The following is a 17,768-nucleotide window of genomic DNA, read 5'->3' on the forward strand; positions in this document are numbered from 1 at the left end:
TTTATATCACATAAATATTTTTGGTTTTAGAGTCTTTAGAAGCTGAATATAAAATCGTAATATTGTAGTAATGGTTTTAAAAAACGCTTCCATATTAGTCATAGATGATGATGTAGATGTCTTAACAGCATTACGCCTACTCCTAAAACCATTGGTAAGAGAGGTGGTCACCGAAAAAAACCCAAATAATATATTATCTCAAATTGAAGGTGCTTCATTCGACATTGTTATTTTGGATATGAACTTTAGTGGTTTAGTCAATACTGGTAACGAAGGTATTTTTTGGTTGAATAAAATTCAAAAACAAAATCCTGAAATATCAGTTATTCTTATGACAGCTTATGCAGACATTGATTTGGCTATAAAAGGACTTAAAGAAGGTGCTTCAGATTTCTTAATGAAACCATGGAATAATAAAAAAGTTATTGAGACCATAACAACAATTCTAAGTCAGAAGAAATCAAAGTCGGTACATAAAGAAAGTTTTAATTCTAACAGTATTGAAATTATTGGTGATAGTGATGTAATGACTGATGTTTTTGTAAAACTTAAAAAGGTAGCACCAACCGATGCTAATGTACTTATACTAGGCGAAAATGGTACTGGTAAAGATCTAATTGCAAGAGCTCTTCATGATAATTCTAACAGAAAAAATAAGCCCTTTGTAAAAGTTGATGTAGGTGCGTTAACATCTTCTCTTTTTGAAAGCGAATTATTTGGCTACAAGAAAGGAGCTTTTACAGACGCCAGAGAAGACAGAAAAGGTCGATTTGAAGCTGCTAATGGTGGAACCTTATTTTTGGATGAGATTGGAAATATTACCTTAGGACAACAAGTAAGATTGTTAACAGTGCTACAAAATAGGCAAGTTACACCTCTAGGATCTAATGATTCTATCCCTATAGATATTAGGTTGATATGTGCTACAAATGTTGACCCAATAGTTTTGGCAGATGAAAAGAAGTTTCGAAAAGACTTAATTTATAGAATCAACACCGTTGACATTACTATGCCTCCACTTAGAGATCGTGGTAAAGATATTACCGAATTGTCTCACCATTTTGTATCACTTTATGCCGAAAAATATAATAAAAATACTTTTTCGTTTGACCCTGGTTTTATTTCAAAATTGAAAAAACATGATTTCCCTGGGAATGTAAGAGAACTTCAATATGTACTTGAACGTGCTGTAATAATGGCAGATGGAACTGTTTTAAAACCTGATGATTTGGTATTTTCTTCCATCGAGCATTCTTCGGTAGCCTCCAATACTACCATCGCCAGCCTAAATTTGCATGACATAGAAAAAAATGCCATTCTCACGGTATTAGAAAAAAATAAAGGCAATGTATCTAAATCTGCCAAAGAATTAGGAATTACAAGAGCTGCTTTATATAGACGACTAGATAAGTATGAACTATAGAGCTTACATCTTTAGACTTTTTTTTAGAATTCTACTTTTAGTTAGTGCCATACTGGCTTTAGTGTATACCATTTATAAAGATCAAACGGTGTATTCGGTTATTATAGGTATTGGGTTACTTTATCTTCTTATTAATACATATACCTTTATTAAACGCCGATTTGTCGCTATGGACGATTTTTTTGAAGCGGTAAAATATCGTGATTTCTCAAGGTGGTTTCCAGAAGACAGAGGCCCAAAAGATATACGGTTTTTGTATACTGGTTTTAATGAAATTAATAGAACTATAAAAGAAATCAACTCTCAGAATCAAGCGCAATATGTTTATCTACAAAAGATCTTAGAAATGGTCGATATTGGCATCATAGCTTATAACTTAGAAACAGGTGATGTTTTGTGGGTTAATGATTCTTTTGGTGAAATATTGGATATGCCTTCCTTTAAAAACATACGATTTATTGAAAATAGAAAACCAGAACTATTCAATACTATTTTTGAAACCTATCATAGAGAACCAAACTCAATTTCTATCGCCTTACAAAATGAAAGTATCAAAATACTAATTTCTGATACGGTTTTTCAGGTTGATGATGATGCTTTTAAATTAATTGTTATTCAGGATATTGATAATACCTTAAACAAAAATGAGTCTGAATCTTGGAAGAAATTATTAAGCGTTATGACTCATGAAATCATGAATTCTATTGCTCCCATTTCATCGTTAGCAGATACACTTCAATCTAATTTACAGATAGCTATCAAACAACCTAAAGAAAGTAATCTTGAATTAGACGATTTAAATTCTGGAATAAAAACGATCAAAAATCGCAGTGATGGTTTGCTTAAATTTGCTAAAACTTATCGCAGTTTAAGTAAGGTCACAAACCTGAATTTACAAAGGGTTAAAGTGTCTGAACTGTTTAGTAATATTCAATTGTTAATGGCGCCTTCAATTGAAGCCAAGAACATAGATATAACGTTTAAAATTTCTGGACCGAAATTAGAATTAGATATTGATACTCACCTCATTGAACAAGTTTTGATTAATCTAATATTAAATGCTGTAGATGCCTGCAAACACAAAGAAGATGCTCAAATTAAAGTATCAGCATCTCAAAATACGAGTAGAAATATTGTTTTAAAAGTATATGATAACGGAACGGGTATTCCTCAAGATATTTTAGAAAACATCTTTGTTCCATTCTTCACAAGCAAAGCCACTGGAAGCGGAATTGGATTAAGCCTTTGTAAGCAAATTATGCTACTTCATAAAGGTAAAATACTTGTAAAGAGTTTAGAAGGAGAAGGGTCTGTCTTTAGTCTTGTGTTCTAATGTAATTAGCCTCTAAACAAAAAGAAATCATCTTTCATGTCTTCGATCTGAGCATCTTCATTGGTAATAATATAATCTATCGCTTGAGTTGTAAACTCATCACCTTTAGACGTTAATGACACAATATTATTATCGATAATTATCATGTTATTTTTTAAAGCTAGTTCCAAAACGGTTTTAGATCTAACTTTTTGCCAATTGATATGCTCATTTAAATGATTAACATGACGTTCACGCTCTTCGTCATGGTTTTTTAAATGAAGTAAAAAGGTTAACAGCGACACCTCTGTGCGTTGTTGTTTTTCTCGATAAAGTACTGCGATAACACCTTTGTTTGGAGCAAACAAATACACCAACAAAAACAATACACCGAGCATAGTGGTGATAGATCCTGCAATAGATGCGTCTAGCCAATGTGCAAACCAATAGCCTGAAATGGCACTAAATATGCCAAATGCAATAGACAGAAAGAGCATTTTCTTTAAATCTGTAGTCAATAAATAAGCCGTTGCTGCTGGAGCGATCATAAGAGCGACGACCAAAATAGCACCAACCGCATCAAAAGCTCCTACGGTTGTTATAGATGAGACTGTCATTAGTCCGTAGTGAATAATAACAGGAGAAAATCCTAATGACGCCGCCAAGCCTTTATCAAAAGTGCTCAACTTTAATTCTTTAAAAAATGCGACTAGTAATACGATAGTTATTAAAAGAATTGCTCCCACAATCCATAATGACTTAGGTCCTAGATCTACACCAGAAACAAACAATCGATCAAAAGGTGCATAAGCTAATTCACCTAATAAAACAGCATCGACATCCAAGTGAATGTCATCTGCATTCTTTTTAATTAGAATAACACCAATACTAAACAATGCAGGAAATACGAGACCAATAGCTGTGTCTTCCTTTACCAAACCTGTCTTTTGAATATACTCTACAAGTACAACTGTAACCACACCTGCTAAAGTGGCGAGTAAAATTAGAAGTGGCGATCCTAAATCATGAGTTATAAAAAATCCAACTACGATTCCTGGTAGTATCGAGTGACTAATAGCATCACTAATCATAGCCATTTTCCGAAGTACTAAAAATGTTCCAGGAATAGCACAAGCAATAGCTACTAAACTTGCAATGAGCTGTATTTCTATTTGCGCATTACTCATCGTTTTTGGTTAATTGGTTATATAGATTAGATGCCGATTTAAAGCCTTCGTTAGTTAAACTCCAAGTCGATCCTTGTAGTGTCACGTAGTCTTTTTCAACTAATTTTTTAAGTGTTCCTTTCGTAAATCCTTGAAAATTATTTAAGATCTTTATCTCATGAGGATGAGAGATATCGTCATGTGTCTCGGCAATATTATACATAAAGGCTAAGGTTTTATGTAACTGCAAATCACGACGATTCTTGATAAAACGTATTTGTTTAAACAACAAACCTCTACTAGGCGAAAATATAAATGAAACAAACACAAAAACAGCAGCTACAAGAACAATTACTGGTCCAGTAGACAGATTATTTTGACTGGCGCTTATTGCTGTTCCGAAAACACCCGAGAATGCACCAAAAAGCGCTGCTAGAAACACCATAGTTGCTAAACTGTTTGTCCATTGCCTAGCTGCAGCAGCTGGAGCTAAAAGCATGGCACTCATTAATACAACACCTACGGTTTGAAGCCCTAAAACAATAGCTAATACAATAAAGCTAGTAATAAGAATATCAATGGTTTTCGTGTTAAACCCAAGTGTCTTAGCATAGTCTTTATCAAAGAGTAAAATTTTAAATTCTTTCCAGAAGAGTAACAATACAAAAAGACAAATCCCAGTAACGATAGCCATCATCCATACATCACTTTCTACTAAAGTTGCAGCTTGACCAAATAAATATTTATCTAATCCAGCTTGATTGGCATTAGGTTGCTTTTGAATGAACGTTAGCAAAAGCATTCCGAAGCCAAAAAACAAGGAGAGTATTAAGCCTAAGGCAGTATCAGATTTGAGATGAGTTTTGGTAATAATTCCACGTATCCAAAACGTTCCAATCAACCCGCTTACTAGAGCACCTAATAATAGTGTGTTACTATCTTTTGCTCCAGTAATTAAAAATGAAATAGCAATTCCTGGTAAAGCAGCGTGAGAAATAGCGTCACCTAAAAGGCTTTGTTTTCGCAATACAGCAAAACTGCCTAACATACCTGTTACAGCGCCTAAAATTGCTGTTCCAAGTGTGATTGTACGTAAAGTATAATCTGAAAATACTAAAGAAAAATACTCTTGAATATCCATTACTCTTGTATACTTACTTTGTAATTAATACCATAGGTTTTTGTCAAATTATCATCATTGAAAATATCCTTAACTGGTCCAGTTGCAATCTTTTTCACGTTTAAAAAGGTTACCCAATCAAAATACTCTGGAACCGTTTGTAAATCATGATGAACAACAATTACAGTTTTTCCTGCTTTTCGTAGTTCTTTTAAAATATTGATGATGGCAATTTCTGTTGTGGCATCTACACCTTGAAAAGGCTCATCCATAAAATAGATAGACGCATCTTGCACTAATGCTCGAGCTAAGAATATACGCTGTTGTTGTCCACCAGACAGCTGGCTTATTTGTCGGTTTTTAAACGGTAGCATTCCTACTTTTTCGAGTGCTTCAAGTGCCGCTTTCTTTTGCTTTTGTCTAGGTCGTTTGATCCAACCCAAACTTCCGTAAGTTCCCATCATTACGACATCAAGCGCAGTTGTTGGAAAATCCCAATCTACACTTCCCTTTTGAGGTACATAAGCGACTAAAGAGCGTTGCTTATCGTATGATTTTCCATAGATCGAAACACTACCAGCTATAGGTTTCAAAATTCCTAAAATAGACTTGATAAGTGTTGATTTTCCAGCACCATTAGGTCCGACAATAGCCATTAAAACACCTTCTGGAATTTCGAGATCAATATCCCAAAGCACAGGTTTGTAGTTATACGCTACAGTTAAATCATCGACTTGTACTGCTATCTTATCGCTCATTATTTTAAGGCATTTACAATTGTATTGACATTATATTCAAACATACCAATATAGGTTCCTTCTATAGTTCCAGCGTCTCCTAATGCATCAGAGTATAAGGTGCCGCCAATAGTCACTTCATGACCTTTAGATTTTACTGCTGCTTGCAACGCTTCAATAGTTCGTTTTGGAACTGAACTTTCGACAAAAATTGCTTTGATATCTTTTTCAATAATAAATGCTGATAAATTTTGAACATCTTGAACTCCTGCTTCTGTTGCAGTAGATAATCCCTGTAAGCCAACAACTTCAAAGTCAAATGCTTTTCCGAAGTAATTAAAGGCATCGTGGGCAGTAACTAGAATTCGTTTTTCTTTTGGAAGCGTCTCAATGATTCCTTTTACTTTAGCTTGAAGCGCTTCTAATTTTGCACCATAAGCAGCTTCGTTGGCTTTATAATTCTCGGCATTCTTTGGGTCTTTTTCTGAAAGTACTTGAGTTACTTTAGCCGCAAATTGTTTAAAATAATCGATATCAAACCAGACATGCGGATCATAATTAGACGCAAAATAATCTGATCCTATTAAAGTGTTTTTATCTAACGCTTCACCTAAAGCTATTGGTGTTTTAGTACTGCTTTCCATTTTTTCGAACACCTCAACAAGTTTACCTTCAAGGTGTAGTCCGTTATAAAAAATAATATTAGCGTCTACCAATTTTGTAACATCGCCTTCACTGGCTTTATAGAGGTGTGGATCGACACCACTTCCCATCAAGCCTTTAACATTCACATGATCTCCACCTATATTTTCAACTAAATCGGTAATCATTGTAGTCGTAGTAACTACATTTAGTTTTCCATTAGATGGTGTGTCATTTTTACACCCAAAAAAGGCTGTAATTAATACTAGTATTGATAATTTTTTTAATGTATTCATTGTTGTTTTTTATTTAGTAGGTATTCTAAAACTAGCGCCTAAACCAATTAGGATATCTTGACCTTCAGTGATGCTTGTACCAACATATGCATCTAATTGTAAGTCGTTTGAAATTAAATAAGTAAGTCCTGCATCCCAATAATGATTAGCTGAACTATCTTCTGGTAAATCACCATAGAGTTCGGCATACATACCAAACTTATCTGTAAAACTATAGCCGTAAGCTAATGTATAAATTGCTGCAGCCTCTGAAGAATCATCTCCCCATTGAGCTCCAATATTATAGCCTAAGCTTGAGTTTTCACTTAGCGTATGAGATAAAGAAAATCTAAAATCGACTCCAGTAGTTTCAGGACGATAATCTTTAGATGCACTAAAAAGCGGAAATACATGTCCGATTAATGCAATTTCTGGCATACCATTTTTCTCTTCAGTGATATCAATTTTTACACCAAGTAGCAATGGAGATAATCCGCTGGTGACATTATCTAGTTTATTACCATTAACTTTTGTCACGCCTTCTACAAAATCCCAACCTAGGCGTAATTCTATATTATCGAGGATACCGTAACGCACAAGAGTTGTATTGAAGGTGTAGCTTTGAGATGTCACAGAGTTTTCTTCAAAAGATTCATATAAACCTCCTGTTTCTATTTGAAGAACGCCTTTTCCAACTGTTGATGAGGCTTCTGTAGCATCAGGTCGATCAGTAACTAATGGTTCAGACGTTACATTATTTTGGTTTTCATCTTGTGCATTAATAGCTATTGAAAATAGCATCAATACAATAAGTAAGTAGGTGTTTTTAGTTTTCATCAACATAAATAATTTTAGTAAAATCTTCATTCAAAACAATGGTATTGGATCCAATGGAAATTTGAGTCATTTTATTACCGATAAATTGTTTTGAAACGGTTAGTGTATTTCTATATCTAATTTGGTTTTGAGCACAAAACTCAAAAAATTCTTTATCATCACTCATTAACCTAGCAATAGTGTATGTTTTACCTTCAACGGCTTCAGCTAAAGAGATTGACGTGTCTTCGGTGGTGATTTCACCATTAGCATTTGGTATAGGATCACCATGTGGATCAAACTTTGGATGGCCTAAATATTCGCTAATTTTTTCAGCCAACAAATCTGAGGTTTGGTGTTCTAGTAATTCTGCCTCACGATGAATATCATGTAAGGTCATGTCAAACATTTTAAATAAAAAAGCTTCCCATAAACGATGTTTTCTAATCACATTAAGGGCCATTTTTGTACCCTGTTCTGTGAGTTGTAACGCTTGATATTTTTCATAATTAAGTAAATTCTTGGCTGCTAATTTTTTAGCCATGTCTGTTGCTGCTGCATTGGAAATACCTAATTTTTTAGCGATATTACCAGGTTTAGTATCCTTAATATCGTGTTTATCATTATTGTAAATCGCTTTTACGAAGTTCTCTATAGCTACAGACATTTTTTAAATTACTTTAATTTATTTTTAAGTAAGCTTAAATATTTTACAAATGTAACTAAAATTTTAATGTTTTGTTAATTTTGGTAACATAAAAGTTATGATTTAATTAAATTGAAGCATGAAAACCTTAAGTATTACCCTATTATTGAGCTTTGCATTTATATCTATTAACGCCCAAACACCTTTCGTTAAAGATTCTCTAAGCATAAGTACCTCTGTTGGATTTCATCAGAAAGTAGATTTTGAAGACTATGAAGTAAAGTTTAAAAAACTGATATCAGATTCTAGATGTCCAAAAGATGTGATGTGTGTTAGAGCTGGTGAAGCAAAAGTATTAGTGTCTATTTATAAAAAAGGAGCCTTTGTTCTGGATAAAGAAATTACAATTCATGCAAGTGGTTATGTCATGGAAGAAAACAATCTAGTCTTTAATGGTACTGATTTTAAAATCTATGGGATGACCTTGAAACCTTACCCAAAAGGAACTAACAGTATTCCAGAGCAGGATTATATTTTAGACGTTGTATTTCAACCTAAACGACTTTAGTGACAACCACAACCATCATCACCACAAGCTTTGTTGTTCACTACCTTTTTCTTCGGAAGGACCCCAAACTTGCGCAATAAAAACCATATCGCCAAAGCTACTGAAGTAAAGACTAATATGTTTTGTAATATGGTATTCATAATTGATTTGTCGTTAATAATATACTAATCTTACTTTAAAAATTGATAAGCAATCAATGCCACTACATAAGCAAAGGCGCTCATAATAGTTAATTGCAATATAGGCCATTTCCAAGTATTGGTTTCGCGTTTCACTATAGCTAATGTACTCATACACTGCATAGCAAATGCATAAAAGAGTAATAATGAAATCCCACTTGCGAAATTAAATAATGGTGTACCAAGAACAGGATTAATTTCTTTTGCCATTCTATTTTTTATCGTTTCTTCTTCATCACTACCCACACTGTAGATGGTTGCCAATGTTCCTACAAAAACTTCACGAGCCGCAAACGAACTTACTATTGCAATGCCTATTTTCCAGTCGTAACCTAAAGGTCTAATAATTGGTTCTATGGCATGACCAGCTATACCAATAAAGGAATGCTCTAATTTATGAGAGGCTATTTTTTGATCTAATTCATCTTGTGATAAGTTATCTGTAGCATACTCTGCAGTTACAATTTCTTCAGCATTATTGAATTGTTCTCCTGGTCCATAAGATGCTAAAAACCATAATACAATTGAAATCGCTAAAATGATTTTACCTGCACCAAACACAAAAGATTTCGTTTTTTCTAAAACCGTCAGCGCTACATTTTTAAGTAAAGGCACCTTATAATTTGGCATTTCAACAACAAAAAAAGTCTTGCTTTTAATCTTCAATATTTTGTTTAAAAGCCAAGCCGAAAAAATAGCAGCTCCAAACCCTATGAGATACAATAACATTAATGTCAATGCCTGATAACTTAAGCCTAAGAAACGACCTTGAGGAATAACCAATGAAATGATAATCAAATACACTGGTAAACGTGCCGAACAGGTTGTAAAAGGTGTTACTAAAATTGTAATTAAACGTTCTTTCCAACTTTCAATATTTCGAGTTGCCATAATAGCTGGAATGGCACATGCCGTTCCAGAAATTAAAGGCACTACACTTTTACCACTAAGCCCAAAACGTCTCATAATACGATCCATTAAAAAGACCACACGACTCATATATCCACTTTCTTCCAAAACGGCTATAAACAAAAACAGAAATGCTATTTGGGGAATAAATATGACAATACCGCCAAGTCCAGGAATAACTCCTTCAGCAATTAAATTAGTAAATGCACCTTCAGGCAAGACATTTTTCACCCATTCACTAAGTGAAGCAAATGTACTATCTATAAAATCCATTGGGACTTCAGCCCAATCATAAATGGCTTGAAAAATAGTGAGTAAAATCACAAAAAAGATGAGATAGCCCCAAATCTTATGTGTTAAAATTCTATCGAGTTTTATACGCAAGTCTTTGGCATTACTTAAATCGATTGTTTGACCTTTCTTAAGCGTATTATTGATAAACTGATAGCGTTTTATGGTTTCTTTTTGTTGCAATCGTTTCAGGTCTGACTTTCCTTTAGTCTTAAAACTATTAATAGCCTCAATTTGATTCCTATCAACCTTTCCGAAGTTAACATCTTGAGTAATTACCAACCAGAGTTTATACAATAACTGATTTGGAAATGCTTGGCGTAACTTCTCAAAATAAGCTGTATCTATTTCTGAAGCATTTAAACATGGCGTAACCGATAAGTCTTTATAATTGGTAATTAGCTCTTTTAATTGATCTATTCCTTTATTTTTTCTTGTGCTTATAAGAGCAATTTTTGTTTGTAGCTCTTGTTCTAAATAAGGAATATCCAAATGAATCCCTTTGTATTCCATTCGGTCCGACATATTGATCACCAGAATTGTGGGGATTTCTAAGTCTTTTATTTGAGTATAGAGCAGTAGGTTACGTTTCAAGTTTTCAACATCACTTACCACTACAGCAACATCAGGAAAATCTTTGTCGTTTTTATTTAAAAGTAATTCTATAACGACATTTTCATCTAGTGAAGACGCATTCAAACTGTAAGTTCCTGGCAAATCAATGATATGCGCTTTAACACCTCTTGGTAGTTTACAGATGCCTTCTTTTTTCTCTACAGTAATCCCAGGATAGTTCCCTACCTTTTGATTTAAACCTGTAAGTGCATTAAATACTGAGGTTTTTCCAGTATTAGGGTTTCCAATAAGTGCAACATTAATTTGTTTACTCATTAGAAATATCGATTAAAATGTGAATAGCCGTTTCTTTTCTTATGGCTAAATGTGTTCCGTTAATGTTAAGATACATTGGATCGGCAAATGGTGCTACTTGAACTAGTTCGACCATATTACCTGGTAAACATCCCATTTCTAGAAGTTTGAGCGGAATATGAATTGAAGAAACGTCAGTAATAACGCCCTGTTGACCTCTTTTTATATCTGCTAATGTGACTTGCACTCTTATTTAGATTGATTTTAAGTAAGCAAAAGTAAAGGAAAATTTCAGTGTAAAAAAATTGTAGCGTTAAAACTATTGATATTCTTTTTTTAAACGTTTAATGTCATGAATTAACGAATCTACAGACGTTGGACTAATACCATTATACAAACCTCTTATTTGCTTGTCTTTATCTATGAGTGCAAAATTTTCGGTATGCACCATACCATATTCTCCCATGCCATCATCTTTAACAACCAGATAGGATTTTCTTGCCAGATCATAGATTTGTTTTCGATCACCAGTAACTAAGTTCCATTTGTTATCATTAACACCTTTCTCTATAGCGTATCGTTTTAACTGTGCTACACTATCAATCTCAGGAGTTACCGAATGCGACAACAATAAAACTTCATCGTCGTTAATAATTTCGCTTTGAATACGGCTCATTTGATCTGTCATAACTGGGCAGATGGTTTGACATGTTGTAAAAAAGAAATCAGCAACATAAATTTTATCCTTGTAAGTATCTTGGGTTATAGTATCTCCATTTTGATTTATCAATTTGAAATCTGCAATTGTATGATACTTCTTTTTATGATGAATAGTACTATCTACTAACGAAGCATCTACTCTATTGGGTTGATAAATTGGTAATGGTTTTTCTACTTTTAGTATAGAATAAATTATTGAAATAATAATCCCTGAGACTAAAAGCAAGACGATAAAAAAGAATTTAAATTGTTTGATATAAGCAAACATCTCTTGATTTTTAAGGCTTTAATGTAAGATTTGAGTGCAAAAATACGACAGAATAGCAACAAAATGACTACTTTTAACAAGCTATATTGTTAAAAAAGAAAAAGATTATTACCATGAAGTTAAGACTACTCATTTTTTTGGGACTGTTTTCGACAGTATCATTTTCTCAAGATTACAACGAAACCTTAAATACCATCCGTGAAGCCGAAGCAAAATCTGCCTTAAACCGCATCATGCAACGCTCAAACTTAAATACTGGCAATTACGATTTAAAATATCACAGATTGGAATTAGACATAGATCCTGCCGTTTCATTTATCACAGGAGATATCACATCCTATTTTACAGCTAAGAGCAATATGACCACCATAACTTTTGATTTGTCATCAAATATGACCGTTAATCAGGTTTTACAACGTGGTAATCTATTATCATACTCGCATCTTGGTGATGAACTTATCATTACACTTCCTTCAACTTTAGGTACAGGAACTTTAGATTCTTTAACGGTAAGTTACTCTGGAAATCCTGAGTTTGCTGGACTAGGTTCATTTGAACAGAATCAACATAATGGTGACCCAATCATCTGGACACTTTCTGAACCATATGGAGCTAAAGCTTGGTGGCCTTGTAAACAAGACCTCATTGACAAAATAGATTCTATAGATGTCTTTATGACGACACCTAGGTTTAACCCATCAAACGAAGAATACATTTCGGTATCAAACGGACTAGAACAAAGTCAGGTTATAAATGGAAACGAAAAAACAACACATTTTAAACACCGCTACCCTATTCCTGCATATCTTATTGCCATTGCCGCAACAAATTATAGTGTGTACACTCAAACGGTTCCTAACAACGGAAACCCATTTGAAATTGTGAACTATGTTTATCCCGAAAGTTTAAGTACTGCTCAAGCCGGCACAGCTGTTACAGTACCTATAATGAATCTTTTTAATGATTTGTTTGAAGAATATCCTTTTGCTAATGAAAAATATGGCCATGCACAATTTGGTTGGGGCGGAGGAATGGAGCATACTACAGTATCATTTATGGGGAGTTTTGGGCGAAACTTAATTGCTCATGAATTGGCACATCAATGGTTTGGGAATAAAATTACATGTGGTAGTTGGAAAGATATTTGGCTCAACGAAGGTTTTGCAACCTATCTGTCTGGGATTGTCATTGAACATTTAGACGGAAATAATGCATTCACAACCTGGAAACAGCAACGAAATAGTTCAATTACAGCTGCACCTAATGGAGCCGTTTATCTTTCAGATGCAGATACGACATCCGTTGGAAGAATTTTTAGCGGTCGTCTTTCTTATAACAAAGGTGCTATGGTATTACATATGCTTAGAAAAAAGCTTGGTGATGTTACCTTTTATCAAGCGCTTCAAGATTATTTAAATACATCTGAGCATGCCTATGATTATGCTAAAACTGAGGATTTTATCGCTATTGTTGAAGCAACGTCGGGAGAAGATTTGACCGAATTTTTTAACGATTGGCTTTATAACCAAGGGTATCCTAGCTATACAATTACCTGGAATCAACCAACAACTAATCAAGTAGGAATAACCATAGAACAAACACAAAGTCATGCTTCGGTTTCCTATTTTGAAGCACCTGTCCCTATACGATTAATAGGAACGCTTGGTGAGCAAATGGACCTTGTTTTAGATAATACAACTAATCAGCAAAGCTTTTTGGAAACTGTAAACTTTACGGTACAAACTGTTTTATTCGATCCAGAATCTGATTTGATCTCAGCAAATAATAACGTGCTATTAAGCACAGATGAGTTTGACATCAATCCAGAGCTTTTTGTATATCCTAATCCAACATCTGAGGTACTTCATATTGAAAAACCTCAAGCTACCGAAGTTTCAGAAATTAGAATCTACAATACACTTGGGCAATTAATAAATCAGTTGCCTTGGAGTTCTACACTAGATACATCCTACTGGTCATCTGGATTATTATTTGTTCAATTTCAAACCAATGAAGGCATCATTACTAAATCGGTGTTAAAAAATTAGCCATTAAACCGATTAAAATTTTCTAAATGCTGCTAAAACACTACTTTTGTCGACTAGAATTTTATTTGACTAACGATACATGGAGTTTGTAATAAGAATATCTCAATTTTTACTGAGTCTTTCATTACTAATCGTATTACACGAATTAGGACATTTTATACCAGCGAAACTATTTAAAACCAGAGTAGAAAAGTTTTACCTCTTTTTTGACATTAAGTTTTCTTTATTCAAAAAGAAAATTGGAGAAACTGTTTATGGTATTGGGTGGTTACCACTTGGTGGTTATGTAAAAATTGCCGGAATGATTGATGAAAGTATGGACAAAGAGCAAATGGCGCAGCCACCTCAGCCATGGGAATTTCGCTCTAAGCCAGCTTGGCAACGTTTGATTATCATGTTAGGTGGTGTCACCGTTAATTTCATATTAGCCTATTTCATTTACGTGTTTGTTGCTTTTGTATACGGAGACAAGACCACTACTATAGAGAGCTTAAAAGATGGGTATTGGATTGAAAATGAACTATTACAAGACATTGGTTTTAAAACAGGAGATAAGATTATAAAAGTTAATGATGTTGCAGTTGTCAATGATTATGACGTTAAGTCTAATATTATTGGAGCTGAAACATTCACCATAAGAAGACATGGTCAAGAGCAAGTAATCACTTTACCTGAAGATTTTCTGGGTCAGTTTTCATCTGCAAAAAGTAGAGACCTATTTGAACGACGCATTCCATTTATGATTCGTAAAATAGCGGATACATCATTGAACAAAAATGCGGACATTAAACCAAAAGACATTATTACATCTATTGATGGAAAAGAACTAAGATATTTCGATCAATTAGACTCGTTAATGACTGGTTATAAAAACGAAACCTTAACTGTTCAACTGCTGCGAGGCGAAGAAGAAATCACCAAGCAATTAAAAGTTGATGGTGAAGGTAAATTTGGATTTCAAGCTGGATATGATGAAGATCGCTTTGTTGAGTTGGGTTACTTTGATCGTACAATTCAAACCTATACGTTTGGAGAAAGTTTTGGTGCTGGTGCTTTTGATTTTGTGGATACCTTACGAAAGTATGGTGCACAATTAAAAGCCATATTTACACCTAGTACTGGAGCTTATAAAGGTGTTGGAGGTTTCAAAGCAATTTATGAAGTATTTCCTCCTTTTTGGAGCTGGCAAGCATTTTGGGTATTAACTGCCTTTTTATCAATCATGTTAGGCGTACTTAACCTGTTACCTATTCCTGCATTAGATGGTGGTCATGTGATGTTTTTATTATTTGAAATCATCTCAGGCAGAAAACCTAGCGAGAAGTTTTTAGAACGTGCCCAGCTTGTTGGATTCGTGATTTTAATCACCTTAGTTCTATTTGCGAATATCAACGATTGGATTTAGAAAAAAATTAAGCAATTTTTTTAAAAAAATCTTTTTTTAAACCTAAAAAATAATATATATTTGCGCTCGCTAAAGCGATAAACACTCCTCTTTAGCTCAGTTGGTTAGAGCATCTGACTGTTAATCAGAGGGTCCTTGGTTCGAGCCCAAGAAGAGGAGCAAATAAAACCTGTCACGAAAGTGATGGGTTTTTTTGTACAACGAATTGGGCAAAAAGTTTATCTCGAAAGCGAAGTATTTCGAGGAGCTCAAAGCATGTCCAGAGCACTTTCAGGAAATAGGAGCAAACAAAAGTTCAATAATCAATATATTTATGTCTAAACTATTTCGTTTTAATAATCACATTAAATGTTAATCCAATAATAATTAACGACACACCTATAAAACTCCAAAAAGTATAAATTTCATCAAGCCAAATTGCACCAATTAACATAGTAAAAATAACTTCGATGTATTTTAATGGACCAACTTGATTGACTTCACCTATTAGAAATGCTTTGGTCATATAATATTGTCCGAAATAACCAAAAACTCCAAGGCTTAAAAGAATTATCCATTCTATACCAACAGGATTATTCCATTCAGAAATTGCAAAAAGACCTCCAAGACATGCAGCAATGATCATAAAGTAGTTCACAATCACAATCGGGTGATCGTTATTTCCAATCTTTCTTATTATTACAAATACTAATCCTGTAAATAAAGCAGATGACATTGCATACAATAAACCTAGTTCATTGATTTGTGCATCAAACCCTTTTAATATAAGTACTCCAAAAAAAGCGATAGCAAAGCAAACCCATTGTAAATATTTTATTTTTTCTTTTAATAAAACAAGGGCAAATAGCGCTGCAAAAATGGGAGAAAGATACCGTATAGAAACGGCCGATCCCATAGAAAGATGTTTAATTGAGGAAAAAAAAAGAGTCATTGCAACAAAACCTACAATACCTCTTAAAACGAGTAAAGTTCTTTTTTTACCAAAAAGAGAAATCTTATGATGCAATAAAAATGGAATTGTAAAAGCCAAAGAACCTATTGATCTAAAAAACACAATTTGATACACATTAAATTGATTTAGACTTTTGACAAATACATTTAAAATAGCAAAAGCAAAAGCACTTATAATCATTAAAACGATTGCTTTTTTAAACATAGAGTACTTTTAACTTTTAAACTTTGTTATCCGTCTTAGCAAATTACTAAAATGCATTATACTTTCCTTTTTTAATTGAGCTTCGGAAATAATATCATTAATCTTAACATACTCTACAGGTAAGATATTTTTTTCTTCGGGAGCGATATTAAGTTCTGTACTGCATGAAATTATGATGATCCCATCAACACTACCATCATTACTACTATTTATAAATTCCTTTTCTCTGGAAGCATCCTGTAAAGACTGAAATAGTATCACTCTATAGCCTCGAGAATATGCAATTTTTTCAATGTTGAACAAAAAGCAACTATAAAAAGATGTATTTACTTGAGGAACAATGACAGAGATCGCCTTGGTTTTCTTTTTCCTCAGAGCTACAGCAGAAGTATTTGGAATGTAGTTATATTTATTAGCTATCGTTTTAATAACCTCTCTTGTGTTTTTACTTATATCCGATTTATTGTTAAGTGCTTTAGATACAGTAGATACTGAGTAACCTGATACAAGTGAGAGTTCTTTTAGTGTAATTGTTGACACAATATAATTATTTTCTTATGGCTTCAATTATTTGCAAAGCATCTCGAGTCGTGGTTTCAATACTTTCTAAATCATAGTCTCCATTAGCGTCTTTCTTAATAAGCTTTGAGCCTATTCCAACACATGTGACTCCTGCATCAAACCATTGACTTAAATTCTCCTTTGTTGGTGACACACCTCCAGTAGGCATTATGCTAGTCCAAGGTTGTGGTGCTTTAATTGCCTTTACAAAATCAGGTCCATAAATTCCACCTGGAAAGAGTTTTACAACTTCACAACCAAGCTCTTCGGCTTTAGCAATCTCAGAAAGAGAACCACAACCAGGAGACCAAAGTACTTTTCTCCTGTTACAAACTATAGCTATATCTTCTCGCAATACTGGAGTCACAATAAAATTGGCTCCTAATGCCATATACCTCGAGGCCGAAGCAGCATCAGTCACAGAACCTACTCCCAATATCATTCCTGGAAGTTTTGCCAAAGCATAAATATTAAGTTTGGCAAAGATGTCTTCAGCAAAATCTCCTCTGGCTGTAAACTCTAAGAGCCTTGCTCCTCCTTTGTACAAAGCATTTAATATACTTTTACAATGCTCTATATCAGAATCATAAAACAATGGCACAAGTCCTGTTTTAGACATTACATTTATAACTTCTAATCTCGAATATTTTGCCATA

Annotated in this window: 18 protein-coding genes and 1 tRNA gene; 6 read left to right on the forward strand and 13 right to left on the reverse strand. The window is 33.8% G+C overall.

The genetic code is table 11. The annotated features are described in order from the left end of the window. Nucleotides 1–70: 70 nt before the first annotated feature. Together Q0783_RS03670 and Q0783_RS03675 are read left to right on the forward strand one after the other, a co-directional pair. Nucleotides 71–1,423: a sigma-54 dependent transcriptional regulator gene (locus tag Q0783_RS03670; RefSeq protein WP_298893413.1), complete on the forward strand. Its 1,353-nt coding sequence runs from the start codon at nt 71–73 to the stop codon at nt 1,421–1,423. After that, entirely contained in the window at nt 1,413–2,756 is a 1,344-nt protein-coding gene (locus Q0783_RS03675; RefSeq protein WP_298893415.1) for a HAMP domain-containing sensor histidine kinase, read from the forward strand. Before Q0783_RS03670 ends, Q0783_RS03675 begins: the two co-directional genes overlap by 11 nt. Before the next feature lie 5 nt (nt 2,757–2,761). On the opposite strand, the gene Q0783_RS03680 is transcribed toward Q0783_RS03675, so the two are convergent. Genes Q0783_RS03680 through Q0783_RS03705 form a run of 6 tightly spaced genes read right to left on the reverse strand, consistent with a single transcriptional unit; the run spans nt 2,762 to nt 8,158 of the window. Further along, nucleotides 2,762–3,922, reverse strand: a complete 1,161-nt coding sequence (locus Q0783_RS03680; RefSeq protein WP_298893416.1) for a metal ABC transporter permease — start codon at nt 3,920–3,922, stop codon at nt 2,762–2,764. Then, entirely contained in the window at nt 3,915–5,042 is a 1,128-nt protein-coding gene (locus Q0783_RS03685; protein WP_298893417.1) for a metal ABC transporter permease, read from the reverse strand. Before Q0783_RS03685 ends, Q0783_RS03680 begins: the two co-directional genes overlap by 8 nt. Beyond that, nucleotides 5,042–5,779: a metal ABC transporter ATP-binding protein gene (locus Q0783_RS03690; RefSeq protein ID WP_230934451.1), complete on the reverse strand. Its 738-nt coding sequence runs from the start codon at nt 5,777–5,779 to the stop codon at nt 5,042–5,044. Before Q0783_RS03690 ends, Q0783_RS03685 begins: the two co-directional genes overlap by 1 nt. Next, a complete protein-coding gene (locus Q0783_RS03695; RefSeq protein WP_298893418.1) occupies nt 5,779–6,696 on the reverse strand; it encodes a zinc ABC transporter substrate-binding protein in 918 nt (305 codons plus the stop codon). The genes Q0783_RS03690 and Q0783_RS03695 overlap by 1 nt, the downstream gene beginning before the upstream one ends. A gap of 9 nt (nt 6,697–6,705) precedes the next feature. Then, complete coding sequence (locus tag Q0783_RS03700; RefSeq protein ID WP_298893419.1) at nt 6,706–7,512, reverse strand: transporter; 807 nt, start codon at nt 7,510–7,512, stop codon at nt 6,706–6,708. After that, nucleotides 7,502–8,158, reverse strand: a complete 657-nt coding sequence (locus tag Q0783_RS03705) for a metal-dependent transcriptional regulator (protein ID WP_298753820.1) — start codon at nt 8,156–8,158, stop codon at nt 7,502–7,504. Before Q0783_RS03705 ends, Q0783_RS03700 begins: the two co-directional genes overlap by 11 nt. A 118-nt stretch (nt 8,159–8,276) precedes the next feature. On the opposite strand from Q0783_RS03705, the gene Q0783_RS03710 reads away from it, so the two are divergent. After that, the gene (locus tag Q0783_RS03710) at nt 8,277–8,705 is read left to right on the forward strand and encodes a hypothetical protein (RefSeq protein WP_298893421.1); all 429 of its coding nucleotides are present in this window, start codon (nt 8,277–8,279) and stop codon (nt 8,703–8,705) included. On the opposite strand, the gene Q0783_RS03715 is transcribed toward Q0783_RS03710, so the two are convergent. The 4 genes from Q0783_RS03715 to Q0783_RS03730 form a co-directional block, all read right to left on the reverse strand. Next, a complete protein-coding gene (locus Q0783_RS03715) occupies nt 8,702–8,845 on the reverse strand; it encodes a FeoB-associated Cys-rich membrane protein (protein WP_298753816.1) in 144 nt (47 codons plus the stop codon). The two genes, Q0783_RS03710 and Q0783_RS03715, sit on opposite strands and share 4 nt — an antisense overlap. A 30-nt stretch (nt 8,846–8,875) precedes the next feature. Next, entirely contained in the window at nt 8,876–10,975 is a 2,100-nt protein-coding gene (gene feoB, locus Q0783_RS03720; protein WP_298893422.1) for a ferrous iron transport protein B, read from the reverse strand. Beyond that, the gene (locus Q0783_RS03725; RefSeq protein ID WP_298893423.1) at nt 10,968–11,201 is read right to left on the reverse strand and encodes a FeoA family protein; all 234 of its coding nucleotides are present in this window, start codon (nt 11,199–11,201) and stop codon (nt 10,968–10,970) included. Before Q0783_RS03725 ends, feoB begins: the two co-directional genes overlap by 8 nt. A gap of 72 nt (nt 11,202–11,273) precedes the next feature. Beyond that, complete coding sequence (locus Q0783_RS03730) at nt 11,274–11,942, reverse strand: SCO family protein (RefSeq protein WP_298893424.1); 669 nt, start codon at nt 11,940–11,942, stop codon at nt 11,274–11,276. 113 nt (nt 11,943–12,055) lie between these two features. Here Q0783_RS03730 and Q0783_RS03735 point away from each other — a divergent pair, with 113 nt between their 5' ends. The 3 genes from Q0783_RS03735 to Q0783_RS03745 all read left to right on the forward strand — a co-directional run bounded on the left by Q0783_RS03735 (nt 12,056) and on the right by Q0783_RS03745 (nt 15,554). Continuing rightward, nucleotides 12,056–13,990: a M1 family aminopeptidase gene (locus Q0783_RS03735; RefSeq protein ID WP_298893425.1), complete on the forward strand. Its 1,935-nt coding sequence runs from the start codon at nt 12,056–12,058 to the stop codon at nt 13,988–13,990. Nucleotides 13,991–14,069: 79 nt separating this feature from the next. Continuing rightward, the gene (gene rseP, locus Q0783_RS03740; protein WP_298893426.1) at nt 14,070–15,395 is read left to right on the forward strand and encodes an RIP metalloprotease RseP; all 1,326 of its coding nucleotides are present in this window, start codon (nt 14,070–14,072) and stop codon (nt 15,393–15,395) included. Nucleotides 15,396–15,480: 85 nt separating this feature from the next. Then, a tRNA-Asn gene (locus Q0783_RS03745) sits at nt 15,481–15,554 on the forward strand. Between the two features lie 163 nt (nt 15,555–15,717). Here Q0783_RS03745 and Q0783_RS03750 read toward each other — a convergent pair. From Q0783_RS03750 to Q0783_RS03760, 3 genes are read right to left on the reverse strand one after another with little or no spacing between them, the layout of a single operon-like run. Further along, complete coding sequence (locus Q0783_RS03750; RefSeq protein WP_298755204.1) at nt 15,718–16,551, reverse strand: DMT family transporter; 834 nt, start codon at nt 16,549–16,551, stop codon at nt 15,718–15,720. Between the two features lie 9 nt (nt 16,552–16,560). Further along, nucleotides 16,561–17,091: a LacI family DNA-binding transcriptional regulator gene (locus Q0783_RS03755; protein WP_298893427.1), complete on the reverse strand. Its 531-nt coding sequence runs from the start codon at nt 17,089–17,091 to the stop codon at nt 16,561–16,563. A gap of 7 nt (nt 17,092–17,098) precedes the next feature. After that, a complete protein-coding gene (locus Q0783_RS03760; RefSeq protein ID WP_298893428.1) occupies nt 17,099–17,767 on the reverse strand; it encodes a bifunctional 4-hydroxy-2-oxoglutarate aldolase/2-dehydro-3-deoxy-phosphogluconate aldolase in 669 nt (222 codons plus the stop codon). Nucleotide 17,768 lies beyond the last annotated feature (1 nt).

Origin of the sequence: uncultured Psychroserpens sp., from assembly GCF_947500255.1 — a bacterium.
Taxonomy (GTDB): Bacteria; Bacteroidota; Bacteroidia; order Flavobacteriales; family Flavobacteriaceae; genus Psychroserpens.